Source organism: Tardiphaga sp. 709 (genome assembly GCF_032401055.1).
In the GTDB taxonomy this organism is placed as follows: domain Bacteria; phylum Pseudomonadota; class Alphaproteobacteria; order Rhizobiales; family Xanthobacteraceae; genus Tardiphaga.
This window is the reverse complement of the sequence record NZ_CP135529.1, coordinates 5,553,423-5,570,050: the sequence shown is the minus strand read 5'-3', so window position 1 is coordinate 5,570,050 and position 16,628 is coordinate 5,553,423. Positions and strand designations below refer to the sequence as shown.

Genomic DNA, 16,628 nt, shown 5'->3' with positions numbered 1-16,628 from the left:
CAAAGCGTTTCCGAGCGAAGTGGTGCCGGTTCGCGTCAAGGAAACGCGTCAGACATATTGTGCTACGGCGCAACGCCGATCCGCTTGATTTCCCAATGCAGGTCGATGCCCGACTGCGCCAGCACGCGTGCACGCACGGTCTCGCCGAGCGTTTCGATATCGCTCGCCGTGGCATCACCGGTATTGATCAGGAAATTGCAGTGCATCTCCGACACCTGCGCGCCGCCGACGCGCAGGCCGCGGCAGCCTGCAGCATCGACCAGCTTCCAGGCGGAGTGACCGGGCGGGTTCTTGAACGTCGAGCCACCGGTCTTTTCACGGATCGGTTGCGCGGTCTCGCGATGCGCCTGCACCTCGTCCATCCGCGCGCGAATGGCTGCCGGCTCTGTAATCGTTCCGCGAAATCTCGCCGAGGTGAAGATGATCGACGGTGAGACGCCGGAATTGCGATAGACGAATTGCATGCCGGCATTGTCGAAGACGTGCTTCGTGCCATCGCGGCCGATGCCGGTCGCCTCGATCAGTACATCCTTGGTCTCGTCGCCATTGGCACCGGCATTCATCCGCAGCGCGCCGCCGATGGAGCCGGGAATGCCGAAGTAGAATTCGAGCCCGCCGATACCAGCCGCTGCTGCCGTCTCCGCCACGCGCTTGTCGAGCGCAGCCGTGCCGGCGCTCACGATATCGCCTTCGGCTGATGTTGCGCCGAAGCCGCGCGGGCTCAGGCGAATGACGACGCCTTTGATGCCGCCATCGCGCACGATCAGATTGGAGCCGACGCCGACGACGGTGACGGGAATGTCGGAGGGAAGCTTCGAGAGGAAGTAAGCGAGATCGTCCTCATCCGCCGGCGTGAATAACACCTGCGCCGGACCGCCGACACGAAACCATGTCAGCGGCGCCAAGGATTCATTGGCAAGCAACCGCCCGCGCAAATCGGGCATCGCGGATTTGAGATCGGGGGCGATGTCGGGAAAGTCAGCCACGCTTAGCCCAGCGCCTTCAATTCGCCCGGCAATGCGTAAGCCCATTGCGTGATATTGCCTGCACCCAAGCACACCACCGTATCGCCGCTCTTTGCAACGCCAGCCACGAGACCAGCAAGCGCCGCAGATTCCTGCAGCGGGATCACCTCGCGATGGCCGTGGGCGCGCAGGCCGAGCACGAAATTGTCGCGATCGATGCCCTCGATCGGCGCTTCGCCCGCGGGATAGACGTCGGCGACGATCACCGTGTCAGCGTCGTTGAAGCAGGTGCAGAATTCCTCGAACAGCGACTGCAGGCGCGTGTAGCGATGCGGCTGCACCACGGCGATCACCTTGCCTGCGGTGCTCTCGCGCGCGGCGCGCAGCACGGCTGAAATCTCTACGGGGTGATGACCGTAATCGTCGATGATGGTGACGCCGTTCCACTCGCCGGTCTTGGTGAAGCGGCGCTTGACGCCGCCGAAGCCGGCGATGGCCTTGCGGATCGCCTCATCGGACATGCCGAGTTCATGCGCGACGGCAATCGCCGCCGTTGCATTGAGGGCGTTGTGACGACCAGGCATCGGCAGCAGCAGATTGTCGATCTCATGCGCGGTGCCGGCCTTACGATCGCGGAACGCGACTTTGAAGCTTGAGCCGCCATTGGCAGGTTTAAGATCGACCAGCCGCGCATCGGCCTGCGGGTTCTGTCCGTAAGTGATGATGCGGCGATCCTCGATCTTGCCGACGATGCTCTGCACCACGGGGTGATCGATGCACATCACGGCGAAGCCGTAGAACGGCACGTTCTCGACAAAGTGGCGGAACGCGTCCTGCACGGCATCGAAGGTCTTGAAGTGATCGAGATGTTCGGGATCCACATTGGTGACGATGGCGACATCGGCCGGGAGCTTCAAAAAGGTGCCGTCGCTCTCATCGGCTTCCACCACCATCCACTCGCCCGCGCCGAGCCGCGCATTGGTGCCATAGGCATTGATGATACCACCATTGATGACGGTCGGATCGAGCTCGCCGGCATCGAGCAATGCGGCGACCATCGAGGTCGTCGTGGTCTTGCCATGGGTACCGGCGATCGCGACGCAGGATTTGAGGCGCATCAATTCGGCGAGCATCTCGGCGCGGCGCACCACGGGAATGCGCTGCGCGCGCGCAGCCATCAGTTCCGGATTGTCGCGCTTGATCGCGGTGGAGACCACGAGCACGTCGGCGCCTGAGACGTTATCGGCCTTGTGGCCGACATGAATGGTGATGCCCTTTTCTCTGAGGCGATTGACGTTGGCGCTTTCGGAGGCGTCGGAGCCCTGCACGGTGTAGCCGAGATTGCACAGCACCTCGGCGATGCCGCTCATGCCGATGCCGCCGATACCGACAAAGTGAATGGGTCCGATTTCGCGCGGCAGTCTCATGGGGTGTCTCTATCGTTCGTCATGCCCGGCGGCGCGCAGGGCATCCAAGCTCGTTCGAGCAGATGACTCCTTCAAACAGACGTGGATGGCCGGGACAAGCCCGGCCATGGCGAAAAAGACGGAAATTTGGCTTGCGGATCAGACGAATCCGCCTTGAGCCCCCTATTCCGCCGGTGCTGGAACCACTGCCGGTGCGCGATCCGCACGATTGGCAATGAGCGCCACGGCGAGCCCGGCCAGCGGAGCGAGCGCCGCAACCCATGGCACCGCGCTCAGACCGCCATGCGCGATCACCGCGCCGCCAAGCCAGGCACCGATGGCATTGCCGAGATTGAACGCGGCGATATTGAAGCTCGATGCGAGACTCTGGCCGGCGCCCTGGGCCTGACGCAACACGGCCATCTGCAAGGGCGATGCGGTGGCGAAGGCCGTGGCACCAAGCAGCGCGATGGCGATGATGACGGCGACCTGATTATGCGCGGCGAAGGTGATCAGCACGAGCGTCACGGCCAAGGCCAGCAGGCTGCCGAACACGCTGCCCGCCGGCCAGCGATCGGCCAGACGTCCACCGGCGAGATTACCGACGATGGCGCCAGCGCCGAACACCAGCAGGATCGGCGATACGGCCGCATCGGAAAAGCCGGAAATCTTCGTCAGGATCGGCGCGACATAGGTGAACAGCGCGAAGATGCCGATCCAGCCCAAAATTGTTGTGAGCAGACCGAGCAGCACCTGGGGCCGCACCAGCACCGCAAGATCGTCGGACAGCTTGCTGTGTTCTTCCGGTGCCTTCACATCAGGCACCAGCAGCGCCACTGCTGCCATCGCAACCATTCCCACCAGCGTCACCGCGTAGAAGGTCGCACGCCAGCCATGGCCCTGCCCGAGCCATGTGCCGAACGGCACACCGAGAATGGTCGCCACCGTCAGGCCGGCGAACATGATGGAGATCGCCGACGCCTTCTTGTTCTCGGGCACGAGGCTCGTCGCCACCACCGAGCCCACGCCGAAGAACGTGCCATGCGCGAAAGCCGTGAGCACGCGTGCCGCCATCAGGCTCCAGTAATCCGGGGCCAGCGCACAAGCGAGATTGCCCAGCGTGAAGATGCCCATCAGCACCAGCAGCACGGTTTTGCGCGGCCAGCGACTGGTGGCGATGGTCATGATCGGGGCGCCGAGCACGACACCCAGCGCATAGCCCGAGATCAGCAGACCCGCGGCCGGGATCGACACGCCGAGGTCGCCGCCGACCTCGATGAGGAGACCCATGATGACGAATTCGGTGACGCCAATTCCGAAGGCGCCGGCGGTAAGCGCGTAAAGTGCGAGAGGCATGATCCTATCCCGTGCGTGAAACGGGCCAGATGCCCGACAGCGGGAGATGTGGACCTCCTGACATTGATGAGATAGACGTGGCATAGGCACAATATTTGTGAATTGAATTCACTCAATAGATTGAAGCCAGATGTCACGACTGGACGTCAACCGCTCCGGCGAGATGGAAGTGTTCACCCGCGTGGTCGAGCTCGGCGGTTTTTCGACCGCGGCGCGGGCCTTCCGGATGACTCCCTCTGCCGTCAGCAAACTGGTGGCGCGGCTGGAAGCAAGGCTCGGCGTGCGGCTGATCAACCGCTCGACGCGCAAGCTCCAGCTCACACCGGAAGGCAGCGCGTTCTATGAGCGCGCACTGCGCATTCTCGACGAGATGGGCGCGGCCGAGCGCGAGGCTGCCATCGGCGCAACACCGAGCGGTCTGCTGCGCGTCAATACCAGCGTGCCGTTCGGCCTGCGTCTCCTGCTGCCGCTGCTGCCGGAATTCGCGAAGCGCTATCCCGAGATCAAGGTCGAGGTCGTTCTGACTGATCTCGTGGTGGATCTCCTGGAAGAGCGCGCCGATGTCGCCATTCGCGTTGGCTTGATGCGCGAGTCACGACTGCTGGCGCGCAAACTCGGCGAGAGCCGGATGGTCGTGGTCGCCTCGCCCGGCTATCTCGCCGAGCGCGGCACACCAAAGACGCCGGACGATCTCGCTGACCATAATCTGCTGCGCTTCGGCTTCGCCAAGTGGGAGAACGGCTGGCCGTTCAAGTTCGGCGGCGAGACAATCGCCGTGATGCCGTCGGGCAATGCCCTCGTCAGCGACGGCGAAGCGATGCAGCACCTCGCCGTGGCCGGGATGGGCCTCGCGCGGCTGGCCCGCTTTCATGTTGAGGCCGACATTGCGGCGGGACGGCTCGTGCCGCTACTCGAAGCATTCAATCCCGGCGACATCGAGCCGATCCACGCGGTGTTCGTCGGCCATGGCGGACAATTGCCGGCGCGGGTGCGGGCGTTTCTGGATTATCTGGTGGAGACCGTGAGGCTGTAGCGTTTCAGCACCTCGTCGTCATGCCTCCGCTGTGCCCATCACTTGAAAGGCACTGATCGGCGGAGGTAGCCCCGGCGGTTTCTCGCCCGTGAAAAATGCGGCGAGATACATCTTTCCAAGCAGATGCCTGGTCTCCAACGCGTCGGGCGCCAGCCGCCCGTCGCGTAAGGCCTGCTGGAATTCCGCAAGTGTAGGAGCCGAGAGATCCGTGTCCGGCACCGAGCGCGACGCGGTCGCTACGGCGCTGAACTGGACGCCCGCATAAAACAGACGAGTAAGCGCGCGCATCAATTCGAGACGATCGCGCAGGCTGCGATCGGGCGGGTGACCAAGCCATGCCTGCAAAAACACCTCTTCGAGTTCAGGTGACGGCGCAAAATTGTCGAGCATGGTCGCCATGTCGACGACCGGATCGTTGCAATAGGCCGACTCCCAATCGACCAGCCACAACCGCTCGCCGTCGAACAGAAGATTGCGCGGCAGGATATCGTTGTGGCTGGAAACCGCCTCGTCGCTATTCCACGTATAGGCGCCGCGGAGGTCTGCCAGACGCTGTGTGTGGGCATCGAGCACGCCGGGCGCAAACAGATTTGTGCGGCAGACATGGGCCCACAGCCGGGCAACGATCTCGGGATATTCGACGAAGCGCCCGAACCTTGGCGTCCCCTGCAGCCGCCGCGGCATGTCTCCCAGCGCCTGTGCCAAAGCGTGAGGGCCGCCGGGATAGGTGTTCAATGGTTGCTCGACGATAAAGTCCATCACCGCGACACGTGCGGTCTCATCCACATGGTGCAGCCGCGGCGCGATCCCTGCCTCTGCAGCGATGCGCATCGACGTATATTGGTGCGGATTACGCAGCGGACTGGCAAGGCCCTCCATCCGCAACACGTAGCGGCGGCCGCCGGCATCCACGCGATAGACGAGCGCGCCCGAGACGCCACCCGGAATCGGCCGGATGGAATCGATGGTTGCAGAACCGACGGACGCCCTGAGCGCAGCCTGCGCGATCTCGCGGTGCGTCATCGGAATATTGGAAAGATACTCTCCGCTCATTGTCCCCCCGGCGAACCGCGTGGGGACAACGTGTAGCAGAACCGATGACCTAAATCTTCGCGACCTTGGCCACGAGGTCCGCCAGCCGTTCCGCTGCATCGAGCCGGCCGACCTTGCGCGCACCAGACGCCATTGCAGTCAGCCGCGCCGGTTCGCCGGCCAGTGCCGAGATTTCCGCTGCCAGACGATCCGGCGTGAAATCGGCCTGCGCAATACGAAGCGCACCGCCCGCATCCGCGAGCACGCCGGCATTGGCGAACTGATCCTGATCCAGCGCGCCGGGCAGCGGCACCAGAATGGAGGGCCGGCCGATGGCACCGAGTTCGGCGACGGTGCCCGCACCGGAGCGCGAGATCACCAGTTGGCTTGAGGCGAGACGCGCAGGGAGATCGCCGAAGAACGGCGCGAGCTCGGCCTTGATCTTAAGCTTGTCGTAGACGGCACGCACGCGGCTCATGTCTTCGTCGCGCACCTGTTGTGTGAGCACGAGGCGATTCCACAGCGCGGGCTCGAGACGCTCGATGGCGCCAGGCACGATATCAGCCATGATGCGCGCGCCCTGGCTGCCACCGACCACGAGCAAGCGGAATGGTCCGGTGAGATCCGGCGCCGCGTAGGGGACGGCAGCAGCGGCGAGGATCGCCGGGCGCATCGGCGTGCCTGTTGTGGTGGTCTTCTTCGACAATTCGGGATCGCGGTCGAGCACGCCGGGCAGCGATGTGGCGATGGCGCTAACCTTGCCGGACAGCATGCGATTGGCGCGGCCCATCACCGCATTGGAATCGTGGATCAGGCTAGGGATGCCGAACAGGCGCGCGGCGAACAACGGCGGCACGGTCGGGTAGCCGCCGAAGCCGATCACCGCCGCTGGCTTCAAACTGCGCATCAGATTCAGCGCCATCACCGTGCCGGCGGCGAGCATGATGCCGGTGCGGGCCAGCGAGATGGGATTGCGGGAGCGCACGGTCTCGCTCGGCACCACATCGATCATCTCGCGTGAAAACAGCCCGCTATATTTCAGCGCTCGCGCATCCGTCACGAGCCGGACGCGCAGCCCGCGCTTCATCAGCGCGACGCCGAGCGCTTCCGCCGGAAACAGATGTCCGCCGGTGCCGCCCGCCGCAAGCAATATGAGGGGCGCGGTACTCATCACGCGTAAGTGCGCGCGACGTGGGCGTCGATCGCCTCGACTTCGGTGCGCGGGCGCATACGCGTCAAAGCGAGCAGCATGCCGACGCTGTAGGCCAGCGAGATCATCGACGAGCCGCCATAGGAGATGAAGGGCAGCGTCATGCCCTTGGCGGGGATCAGATGCAGATTGACCGCCATGTTGATCGCCGCCTGCACGCCAAACAGGATCGCGAGACCCGACGCAGCGAAGCGCGAGAACAGATCTTCGGTGGCGTAGGCGCGCGACATTGCGCGGATCACGATGAAGGCGAACAGGCTGAGCACCGCGAGGCACAGCAGGATGCCGAATTCCTCGGCGCCGACGGCGAAGACGAAGTCGGTGTGGCTGTCCGGCAGGCTGCGCTTGGCGATGCCCTCGCCCGGCCCGAGGCCAAACCAGCCGCCATTCGAAAACGCCTCCATCGCCGTATCGACCTGGAACGTATCGCCCGAGGCGGGATCCATGAAGCGTTTGATACGGCCGGCGACGTGCGGCACCAGGAAGTAAGCCATCAATAGCCCGCCTGCCGCGGTGGCGCCGAGGCCGAATACCCAGACCATGCGCATGCCGGCGATGAAGAACAGCGAACCCCAGGCCATCAGGATCAGCATGGTCTGACCGAAGTCAGGCTGCATCACCAGCAGCGACACCAGCATCATCAGCAGGACAATGGCCATGGACGTCGCGGGCATCTCTGGCTTGCGCGCGGACTCCGAGAACAGCCAGGCGGCGATGACGACAAAAGCAGGCTTGGCGGATTCCGACGCCTGGATGTTGATGCCGAGAATGGTGATCCAGCGCTTGGCGCCCTTCACCTCCGGCCCGATCAGCAAGGTCGCCAGGATCAGCGCGATGGAGATCGCGAACACCACCAGCGCCGAGCGGCGGATCTGCCGCGGCGTCATGAAGGACACGCCGATCAGTACGATAATCGACGGCACCAGGAACAGGATGTGGCGGTTGAAGAAGTGGAACGGATCGAGCCCGATGCGCGTCGCCACCGGCGGCGAGGCGGCCAGCGACAGGATCACGCCGGCCAGCATCAGCGCGATGATCGCCGCCAGCAGCAGGCGGTCCACGGTCCACCACCATTCGCTGAGCGGTGTGCGTTGTTCGCGAGAGATCATAAGCGCGTCCTGCGGGTCGATGAACTCCTATCGATGGGCCATCGTGGTTGCCAGACGGTTAATGGATTGTGAAAATTTGGCCCCATTCAGGGCGGCCAGCGGCGGGCTGTGACTGCAGGGTGCGTGAAATCGGAATAGTCGATGACGAGATCCGCGCGGTTTTGCGGGTCGTTCTCTTGCAGATACAGGCGCTGGCCTTCGATGTAGCGCCGGTTGGACGCGGCATCCACATCAGCCGATCCGTATCCGGGGCCGCGACCGGCGCCGCGCGGGATGGTGATGGCGAATGGCGCATCCAGAAAAATCGACAGGTCCCAGACGTCCCTGAGTTCCGGGCGGTGCAGAAAAATGCCATCGAGGACGAGGACAGCATCGGGATCGGCAATCGACCAGCAAGCGGCGACCGGGGCGTTCACGGTGTGATCGAAGATGGCAGGGCAATAGACGCGCGAGCCGCCGGGTCCGAGAGGATCGAGCAGTACTTTCCGCAACTCAACATAATTATAGGAGTCCGCGTAAAAGCCATGTGGAGAGGTTTTGCCCTGCCGGTATCGGATCTCGCGCGTGTTGTGAAAGCTGTCCACGGAGGCGCGGATAACGGGCCGTCCGAGCGTGCCGATTACACGCGCGAGCGTGTCCGCGAACACCGTCTTTCCTACACCGTCCACGCCATCGATGCCGACGCGGAGGATCGAGCCCGTCGCATGATGCCGAATAAATTCGGCGATCTCTGCGATCAGCGGCGACGTGTCCTTGCGATCATCCGACGGCTCAATCATCAACGCCCCCTGCACGGTGCGATCAAATGACCTCGACTGTTGGCTCCCAACAGCCGCGTGATATTCCTTCGACTGAGCCAGAACACGTCGGCTGATACTGGATCGTGAAGATCACGCCTTAAACCGCCCTCACCCCGTCCAGCGCCAGCACCAGTTCCCTGAACCGGTCGCCTCGGATCTCGAAATTGCGGAACTGATCAAACGAGGCGCAGGCGGGCGACAGCAGCACAACGGGTTCAGCGAGCCCGGCTTCCGCCGCATCGCGCGCGGCATTGGCCACGGCGACGTCGAGACTGACGCTGATCTCGTAGGGCACCTTGCCGTCCAGCGTCTGCGCGAAATCGTTGGCGGCTTCGCCGATCAGATAAGCGCCCCGGATGCGCAGGAAGAATTCGGCCAGCGAGGTGATGCCGCCCTCTTTCTGCTTGCCGCCGGCGATCCAGAAGATGTCGTTGAAGGACGACAGCGCCTTGGCAGCGGCGTCGGCATTGGTGCCCTTGGAGTCGTTGACGAACAACGTCGTGCCCTGACGCCCCACCTGCTCCATGCGATGCGCGAGACCGGGAAAGCTGCGCAGACCCTTTTGCAGCACCGCAGGGCTGACGCCGAGCGCCAGCGCTGCGGCGGAAGCACAGGCTGCGTTCTGCGCGTTGTGCAAGCCGCGCAGCGAGCCGATACCAGCGATGTCGACGACATCGCTCTGCGCGCCGCCGGCATTGCGCACGATGGTGCTGCCCTTGATGGTGAGGCCATCGGCCAGCGGATGTTCGACGGAGACGCGCACCACGCGCTTGCCGGACTGCTCGATGCGATCGGCTGATTTGCTGCACCAGTCGTCATCGACGCCGATGATCGCCGTGCCGCCAGCCTGCACACCGGCAACGAGACGCTCCTTCACGGCAGCGTAATGCGCCAGCGTGCCGTGACGATCGATATGATCGGGCGTGACATTGAGCAGGATGCCGACGCACGGATCGAGCGAGGGCGTGAGATCGATCTGATAGGACGACATCTCGATCACATGGACGCGGCCGGCGCGCGGCGGCTCCAGCGACAGGATCGCGGTGCCGATATTGCCGCCCATCTGTGTATCGAAACCGGCCTCGCGCATCAGATGCGCGACGAGCGCCGTGGTCGTCGATTTGCCGTTGGTGCCGGTGATGGCGACGAAAGGCGCATCGGGCGCGTGCAACTTGCGCTCGCGGCAGAACAGTTCGATATCGCCGATCACTTCGACGCCCGCGGCCTGCGCGGCAACCACCGTCCAATGCGGCGCCGGATGCGTCAGCGGCACGCCGGGCGTCAGGATCAATGCGGCAAAGGCACCCCATGCCACCGTGCGCAAATCGGCGGTAATGAAACCGGCCTGCGTGGCCGCGACCATCCTGTCGATGCTGTCGTCACAGGCGATGACTTCGGCGCCGCCTGCCTGTAGCGCGTGGCAGGACGCAAGGCCGGAGCCGCCGAGGCCGAAGACGGCGACGGTCTTGCCAGCAAATGAGGTGACGGGGATCACGATCTCACCGCAGCTTCAGCGTGGAGAGGCCGACCAGCGCCAGCATCACCGAGATGATCCAGAAGCGAATGACGATCTGCGGCTCGGTCCAGCCCTTCTGCTCGAAGTGGTGATGGATCGGCGCCATCCGGAACACGCGCTTGCCGGTGAGCTTGAAGGACGTGACCTGCACGATCACCGAGACGGCTTCGAGCACGAACAGACCGCCAATCACCGCGAGCACGATCTCGTGCTTCACGGCAACCGCGATGGAGCCGAGCATGCCGCCCAGCGCCAGCGAGCCGGTATCGCCCATGAAGATCGAGGCCGGCGGCGCATTGAACCAGAGGAAGCCGAGGCCAGCACCCAGCACCGCACCGCAGAGCACGGCGAGTTCGCCGGTGCCGGCGACGTAGTTGATCTGCAGATAGTCGGAGAACACCGCGTTGCCGGCAAGATAGGCGATCATGCCGAACGAGGCCGACGCGATCATCACCGGAACGATGGCGAGGCCGTCGAGACCATCGGTGAGGTTCACGGCATTGCCGGCGCCGACCACGATGAAGGCGCCGAACAGCACGAAGAACCAGCCGAAATTCACGATCACGTCCTTGAGGAACGGGATCACCAGCGAGGAGGACAGCGGATCGCGGCCGAGCTTGACGAAAGCGAAACAGGCTGCGCCAGCAATGATAAATTCGATCAACAGACGCGTGCGACCGGCAAAGCCCTTATGGCTCTGCTTGGTCACTTTCAGATAGTCGTCATAGAAGCCGACGAAGCCGAAGCCGAGCGTCACGGCCAGCACGATCCAGACATAGGGATTGCGCGGATTGGCCCAGAGCAGCGTGGAGACCACGAGGCCGGACAGGATCATCAGCCCGCCCATGGTCGGCGTGCCCACCTTGACCAGATGCGACTGCGGCCCGTCGGTTCGGATCGGCTGGCCCTTGCCCTGGCGCAGACGCAGATTGTCGATGATCCAGGGTCCGAACAGGAATACGAACAGTGCGCCGGTGACCACCGCGCCGCCGGTGCGGAAGGTGATGTAGCGGAACACGTTGAACACCGGCACGGTGCCCGCGAAGTCGATCAGCCAGTAGAACATTCAGTCCGCCCTATACCGCGGCGTCGTCGAGCGCGGCGTTGCCGGGAAAGCGCTTTTCGAGCGCGGAGACAATCGGTTTCATCTTCGAGCCGAGCGAGCCCTTGACCATGATGGCGTCACCGGCGCGGATCGCGGCCAGCACCTGCGATTCGAGCGCCGCCGCATCCCCGGCATAGCCGCCCCGCTTGCCCGTGGAAAGAGCATCCCAAAGATTGCGCATCAGGGGACCACAGCAAAATACCAGATCGATGCCATTGGACTGCACCGCATCCAGCAGCCCGGCGTGAAGTTTCGCGCCATCGGCGCCGAGTTCGAGCATGTCGCCGAGCACCGCAATGCGGCGGCCCTTTGGCCCGATGGCTGCTGCGCCGAGCACATTGATCGCCGCCGCCATCGAGGCCGGGTTGGCATTGTAGCTCTCATCGATCAACGTCGCCTCGCCGCCCCCGACTTCCAGGACATGGCGGACGCCGCGGCCCGCGGCAGGCACGACCTGCGACAGCGTCAAGGCGGCATGGACGAGATCGGCGCCCATCAGTTCGGCCGCGGCCAGCACCGCGAGGGAATTCATCGCCATATGGCGACCGGGCATGCCGAGCTTGTAGGTGACGTCATGGCCGAGAATGTTCGCATGCACCGCCGAACAGGTCGGATGCAATGAGACGTCGAGCAGCCGTGCTTCAGCCTTCTTGTCGGCCCCGAACGAGACGATGCGCGAGACACCGGCTTTCTTTGCACTCTTCTGTAGCCGCGCGAACTGCGAATTATCGCGATTGAGGATCGCGACGCCATCAGGCTCTAGCCCGGAGAAGATTTCGGCTTTCGCGTCGGCAATGGCTTCGACACCGGCGAAGAATTCCAGATGCACCGGCTCGACGGTGGTGATGACGGCATAATGCGGCCGCACCATCTTCACCAAGGTCTCGATTTCGCCGGCATGATTCATGCCGATTTCGAAGATCGCGAAGCGCACATCGGCCGGGCAGCGCGCCAGCGTCAGCGGCACGCCCCAGTGATTGTTGAACGACGCGACCGAGGCATGTGTCTTGCCCTGCGCTTCCAGCACGCGGCGCAGCGCTTCCTTGGTCGAGGTCTTGCCGACCGAACCGGTGATCGCAATGATCGGCGCCTTCAGACGTGCACGCGAGGCGATGCCGAGTTCGACGAGCGCTGCGAGCACGTCGTCGACCACCAGCAGGCGCGCATCCGCGGGAAACTTGTCACGCTGCGCGGCTTCGACGACAGCAAGACCAGCACCGGCCTTCAGCGCGGCCTCGACGAAGGCGTGGCCGTCATGCACGTCGCCCTTGATCGCAAAGTAAGCCTCGCCGGGCTTGATGGTGCGCGTATCGATCGAAATGCCGGTGATGCCGTCGGGCAACGCGCCCTGTTTTGTGGCGCGCATCGCATCTGCCATCGCGGCCGATGTCCAAAGAAACTCGCTCATGCAGTCCTCTTGGCAAGCGCCGCTGCGGCGGCCTCGTGATCGCTGAACGGCAGCGTGCGATCACCGACGATCTGTCCCGTTTCATGGCCCTTGCCGGCAATCAGCAGGGCATCGCCGGGCTGCAGGCCTTCGACGGCCACGCGGATGGCTTCGGCGCGGTCGCCGATTTCGGTGGCGCCCTTCGCAGCCGCCATGATGGCCGCGCGGATGCTTGCGGGATTCTCGCTGCGCGGATTGTCGTCGGTGACAATCACGCTGTCAGCATTTTCGCTGGCGATCTCGCCCATCAGCGGCCGCTTGCCGGCGTCGCGATCGCCGCCGGCGCCGAATACCACGACGAGTTTCCGCTTGGCATAGGGACGCAGTGCTTGCAGCGCCTTCGCGAGCGCGTCGGGCTTGTGGGCGTAATCGACGAAGACCGGCGCGCCGTTGTGCGCACCGACCTGCTCGAGACGCCCCTTGGCGCCCTGGAGATGTTCGAGCGCGGCGAATGTCGCATCGACGTCGCCACCGGTGCCGATGACAAGGCCGGCCGCAACGAGCGCGTTCTCGATCTGGAATTCACCGACCAGTGGCAGCTTGATCTGATGGCTCTTGCCGCGATGCTCAAGTGTGAGTTTCTGCGCGAAGCCTTCGACCGTGGCATCGACAAGGCGAATACCCTCGGCTGCACCGTCGCCCTTGCGGCCGACTTTCATCAGACGCAGGTGGCGCGACTGTGCAGCATGGATCACCTGCGGCGAGTGCTCATGATCGGCCGCGATCACGGCGACGCCACCATCCACAACCAGATTGAGGAACAGCCGCAGCTTGGCACTGAGGTAGTGCGCGACGTCCGGATGGTAGTCCATGTGATCGCGCGACAGGTTGGTGAAGCCGGCGGCAGAGACCCGCACACCGTCGAGCCTGAATTGATCGAGGCCGTGCGACGACGCTTCGAGCGCGAGATGCGTCACGCCCTCGCCGGTGATCTCGTCGATCTGCTGGTGCAGCGAGATCGGATCCGGCGTCGTGAGCGAGCCATAGACGGTGCGCTTCGGCGAGACGAGACCGATGGTGCCGATGCTTGCTGAGGCATATCCGAGACGGCCCCAGATTTCGCGCGCAAAGGATGCAACCGATGTCTTGCCCGACGTACCCGTGACGGCGGCGATGACCGCGGGCTGGCGCGGATAGAATTTGGCGGCAGCCAGAGCCAGCGCAAGGCGCGGATTGGGCGTGCGCACGAAGGGCACGGACAAACTGTCGGGCTTGTGGGCACCGGCGACGGCGACGGCACCCGACGCCAGTGCCTGCGCGATGAAACGCGAACCGTCGGTTTTCGCACCGGCGAGTGCGAAGAACAGATCGCCCGGTTTCACTGCGCGGCTGTCCACAGCCAGTCCGGTGACGGTGACATCCCTTGCGGACGGCTCCATCACGGCATCAGGGTTGAACAAATCGCGTAGTTTCATGCTGCTCCGGGCAGGCCAGATCGAGTGACACATCGGGTTCCGCAACGCCACGCAAACCGCATTTTGCACCGGCTGTAAAGCGCAGATGCGGCGTTACTGAGTCACCTTGGATGTCGCAAGAATAAGGCGGTCGGACGGCGCCAGATCGAAGCGCGGCTCGAGCCCCAACAGCGGCGCGATACGGGCGATCACGTTGCCGCCCGTCGGCACCGCATTCCAGCCCGAGGTGATGAAACCATGGGTTTCCGGCAGCGCCTTCGGCTCGTCCAGCATCACCAGCACCTGGAATTGCGGATTATCCATCGGCAGCACGGCGGTAAAGGAATTCAGCACCTGCTTCTTGGAATAGCGGCCGTTGACGACCTTTTCGGCCGTGCCGGTCTTGCCGCCGAGATAGTACCCCTTGGCCCTGGCTTCTGCCTGCCGCGCCGAACCGACCTCGGCATTCAGGCGCATCATGTAGCGCACCTTGTCGCTGGTCTCTTTCTTGATGACGCGCTTGCCGATCTCCCGCGCTTCCTCTTCGGTGCGCTTCAGGAAGGTCGGCGGAATGAGCAGACCGCCATTGATCATCGCATTGACGCCCATCACCGCCTGCAGCGGCGCCACGGCCATGCCGTGACCGAATGCGATGGTGATGGTGTTCAGTTCACCCCAGCGTTTCGGCACGATCGGCATCGCGCTTTCCGGCAGTTCGGTGCGCAGGCGATCGAGCTGGCCGACTTTCTTCAGGAAGGCCTTGTGCGCTTCGACGCCCTGCCCGAGCGCGATCTTCGCAGCACCGACGTTTGACGAGAAAGTGAAGACTTCGGCGAGCGAGATCGGACGCGGCACCGGATGGGTGTCGTGGATCTTGAACTTGCCGTAGCTCAGCGGATAGCGCGCGTCATACATCGTATTGAGATTGGCCTTGCCGCTGTCGAGCGCCATCGCCAGCGTCAGCGTCTTGAAGGTCGAGCCCATTTCATAGACGCCGGTGGTCAGGCGGTTGATGCGGTCGGGATCGTGCGCTTCCTTCGGATTGTTCGGATCGAAGTCAGGCAGTGAGACCATGGCGACGATCTCGCCGGTCTTCACGTTTGACACGAGACCGGACGCCGCCTTGGCGCTGTACTTCGCCTTGGCCTTGAGCAGTTCATCACGCAGCGCGTGTTCGACGCGCAGGTCGACGGCGAGTTCGACCGGCTTCTGCAGACGATCCGAAGCAAAGCCCGCGCGATGCAGATCGGCAAGGCCATTGCTGTCGAGCCATTTCTCGATGCCGGCAATGCCCTGATTGTCGATGTTGGTCAGGCCGATCAGATGCGAGACCGCCGCACCGCTCGGATAGACGCGCTTGTTCTCGCGCAGGAAGCCGATGCCGGGAATGCCCAGCCGGTGAATGTCGCGCTGCTGCTGCGGCGTGATCTCGCGCTTCAGCCAGGCAAAGCCCTTCTTGCTCATGATCCGCTCGCGCACTTCGGCGCCATCGAGATCGGGCAATGCGCCAGTGAGCAATTCGACCGCTTCGTCCTTGTCGATGATACGGCGTGGCTCCGAGAACAGCGACGGTGACTTGACGTCGGTCGCCAGGATCGCGCCGTTGCGGTCGACGATATCGGGACGTGCGGTCGCGATGGCGTCACGCGTGGAGCGGCGCTCGGCATGGGTGTCGCCGTTGACGGCAAACATGATCAGACGCACGGCAATGATGCCGTACACACCACCGAACGCGATCATCGCAAGACCGACGCGCGCGCGCGCCTTCGCTGCACGATCGACGTTGCGTCCGTAGAGCAGACTGCGGATCAGACGCTGACGCCAGGGCTCGGGCGGCCGGGTGATCGGTTTGTTCGGGTCGAGTTGCGGACCTGTCACTGCGGATCCTCCGGCGCCGGCAGCGAGCCGGTCACGATATCCGGATCGATGGTGTGGATCATCGCGCCGATCGGATCGGGCTCACCGGGCTTGGCGAAGTTCGGCGGCCGATCCGGCAGGTTCTTCATTGTGTCGAACTGCTGCGCCGTCACCGGCTGCAGCTTGAGATGGCGTTCGGCCAGACCCTGCAGCCGCATCGGCGCATCCAGCTTGGCCCATTCGGCGCGCAGCGACGCGATGGCATCGCGCTGCTCACGAATATCGGCGTGCAGGCGCAGCACCTTCTCGGTGCGCACGGTGGATTCCATCTTGATGCGATAGACATAGGCGGCGGCGAAGACGAGAACGGCGATCACGAGAAGGTGGATGATCCGCAT

General features: G+C 63.9%; 14 protein-coding genes. 1 reads left to right on the top strand and 13 read right to left on the bottom strand.

From position 1 onward, the window contains the following. Nucleotides 1–62 precede the first annotated feature (62 nt). The 3 genes from murB to RSO67_RS26890 form a co-directional block, all read right to left on the bottom strand. Entirely contained in the window at nt 63–1,031 is a 969-nt protein-coding gene (gene murB / locus RSO67_RS26900) for a UDP-N-acetylmuramate dehydrogenase (RefSeq protein ID WP_315841328.1), read from the bottom strand. After that, a complete protein-coding gene (murC, locus tag RSO67_RS26895) occupies nt 989–2,392 on the bottom strand; it encodes a UDP-N-acetylmuramate--L-alanine ligase (RefSeq protein ID WP_068734093.1) in 1,404 nt (467 codons plus the stop codon). Before murC ends, murB begins: the two co-directional genes overlap by 43 nt. A gap of 162 nt (nt 2,393–2,554) precedes the next feature. Then, entirely contained in the window at nt 2,555–3,727 is a 1,173-nt protein-coding gene (locus tag RSO67_RS26890; protein WP_315841327.1) for an MFS transporter, read from the bottom strand. A gap of 130 nt (nt 3,728–3,857) precedes the next feature. On the opposite strand from RSO67_RS26890, the gene RSO67_RS26885 reads away from it, so the two are divergent. Next, on the top strand, nt 3,858–4,760 hold the full coding sequence (locus RSO67_RS26885; protein ID WP_315841326.1) for a LysR family transcriptional regulator: 903 nt from the start codon (nt 3,858–3,860) through the stop codon (nt 4,758–4,760). A gap of 18 nt (nt 4,761–4,778) precedes the next feature. Here RSO67_RS26885 and RSO67_RS26880 read toward each other — a convergent pair whose 3' ends face one another. The 10 genes from RSO67_RS26880 to RSO67_RS26835 form a co-directional block, all read right to left on the bottom strand. Continuing rightward, a complete protein-coding gene (locus tag RSO67_RS26880) occupies nt 4,779–5,813 on the bottom strand; it encodes a phosphotransferase (protein WP_315841325.1) in 1,035 nt (344 codons plus the stop codon). A 49-nt stretch (nt 5,814–5,862) separates the two neighbouring features. Continuing rightward, complete coding sequence (gene murG / locus RSO67_RS26875) at nt 5,863–6,966, bottom strand: undecaprenyldiphospho-muramoylpentapeptide beta-N-acetylglucosaminyltransferase (protein WP_315841324.1); 1,104 nt, start codon at nt 6,964–6,966, stop codon at nt 5,863–5,865. Beyond that, on the bottom strand, nt 6,963–8,111 hold the full coding sequence (ftsW, locus tag RSO67_RS26870) for a putative lipid II flippase FtsW (protein ID WP_315841323.1): 1,149 nt from the start codon (nt 8,109–8,111) through the stop codon (nt 6,963–6,965). Before ftsW ends, murG begins: the two co-directional genes overlap by 4 nt. 86 nt (nt 8,112–8,197) lie before the next feature. After that, nucleotides 8,198–8,890, bottom strand: a complete 693-nt coding sequence (locus tag RSO67_RS26865; protein WP_315841322.1) for a uridine kinase — start codon at nt 8,888–8,890, stop codon at nt 8,198–8,200. Nucleotides 8,891–9,008: 118 nt separating this feature from the next. After that, nucleotides 9,009–10,406: a UDP-N-acetylmuramoyl-L-alanine--D-glutamate ligase gene (gene murD / locus RSO67_RS26860; RefSeq protein WP_315841321.1), complete on the bottom strand. Its 1,398-nt coding sequence runs from the start codon at nt 10,404–10,406 to the stop codon at nt 9,009–9,011. A 4-nt stretch (nt 10,407–10,410) separates the two neighbouring features. After that, on the bottom strand, nt 10,411–11,493 hold the full coding sequence (gene mraY, locus RSO67_RS26855) for a phospho-N-acetylmuramoyl-pentapeptide-transferase (RefSeq protein WP_068732324.1): 1,083 nt from the start codon (nt 11,491–11,493) through the stop codon (nt 10,411–10,413). Nucleotides 11,494–11,503: 10 nt separating this feature from the next. Continuing rightward, nucleotides 11,504–12,940 (bottom strand): UDP-N-acetylmuramoylalanyl-D-glutamyl-2,6-diaminopimelate--D-alanyl-D-alanine ligase, encoded by a 1,437-nt coding sequence (locus RSO67_RS26850; protein WP_315841320.1) that lies wholly within the window; start codon nt 12,938–12,940, stop codon nt 11,504–11,506. Next, entirely contained in the window at nt 12,937–14,394 is a 1,458-nt protein-coding gene (locus RSO67_RS26845) for a UDP-N-acetylmuramoyl-L-alanyl-D-glutamate--2,6-diaminopimelate ligase (protein WP_315841319.1), read from the bottom strand. Before RSO67_RS26845 ends, RSO67_RS26850 begins: the two co-directional genes overlap by 4 nt. A 93-nt stretch (nt 14,395–14,487) precedes the next feature. Next, nucleotides 14,488–16,251, bottom strand: coding sequence for a peptidoglycan D,D-transpeptidase FtsI family protein (locus RSO67_RS26840; protein WP_244558531.1), 1,764 nt, complete (start codon nt 16,249–16,251; stop codon nt 14,488–14,490). Continuing rightward, nucleotides 16,248–16,628 (bottom strand): hypothetical protein, encoded by a 381-nt coding sequence (locus RSO67_RS26835; protein WP_089267351.1) that lies wholly within the window; start codon nt 16,626–16,628, stop codon nt 16,248–16,250. Before RSO67_RS26835 ends, RSO67_RS26840 begins: the two co-directional genes overlap by 4 nt.

Coding starts and splice junctions, on each gene's coding strand:
- murB (WP_315841328.1), bottom strand. CDS start 1,031: ATGGGCTTACGCATTGCCGGGCGAATTGAAGGCGCTGGGCTAAGCGTG.
- murC (WP_068734093.1), bottom strand. CDS start 2,392: ATGAGACTGCCGCGCGAAATCGGACCCATTCACTTTGTCGGTATCGGC.
- RSO67_RS26890 (WP_315841327.1), bottom strand. CDS start 3,727: ATGCCTCTCGCACTTTACGCGCTTACCGCCGGCGCCTTCGGAATTGGC.
- RSO67_RS26885 (WP_315841326.1), top strand. CDS start 3,858: ATGTCACGACTGGACGTCAACCGCTCCGGCGAGATGGAAGTGTTCACC.
- RSO67_RS26880 (WP_315841325.1), bottom strand. CDS start 5,813: ATGAGCGGAGAGTATCTTTCCAATATTCCGATGACGCACCGCGAGATC.
- ftsW (WP_315841323.1), bottom strand. CDS start 8,111: ATGATCTCTCGCGAACAACGCACACCGCTCAGCGAATGGTGGTGGACC.
- RSO67_RS26865 (WP_315841322.1), bottom strand. CDS start 8,890: ATGATTGAGCCGTCGGATGATCGCAAGGACACGTCGCCGCTGATCGCA.
- mraY (WP_068732324.1), bottom strand. CDS start 11,493: ATGTTCTACTGGCTGATCGACTTCGCGGGCACCGTGCCGGTGTTCAAC.
- RSO67_RS26850 (WP_315841320.1), bottom strand. CDS start 12,940: ATGAGCGAGTTTCTTTGGACATCGGCCGCGATGGCAGATGCGATGCGC.
- RSO67_RS26845 (WP_315841319.1), bottom strand. CDS start 14,394: ATGAAACTACGCGATTTGTTCAACCCTGATGCCGTGATGGAGCCGTCC.
- RSO67_RS26835 (WP_089267351.1), bottom strand. CDS start 16,628: ATGCGGATCATCCACCTTCTCGTGATCGCCGTTCTCGTCTTCGCCGCC.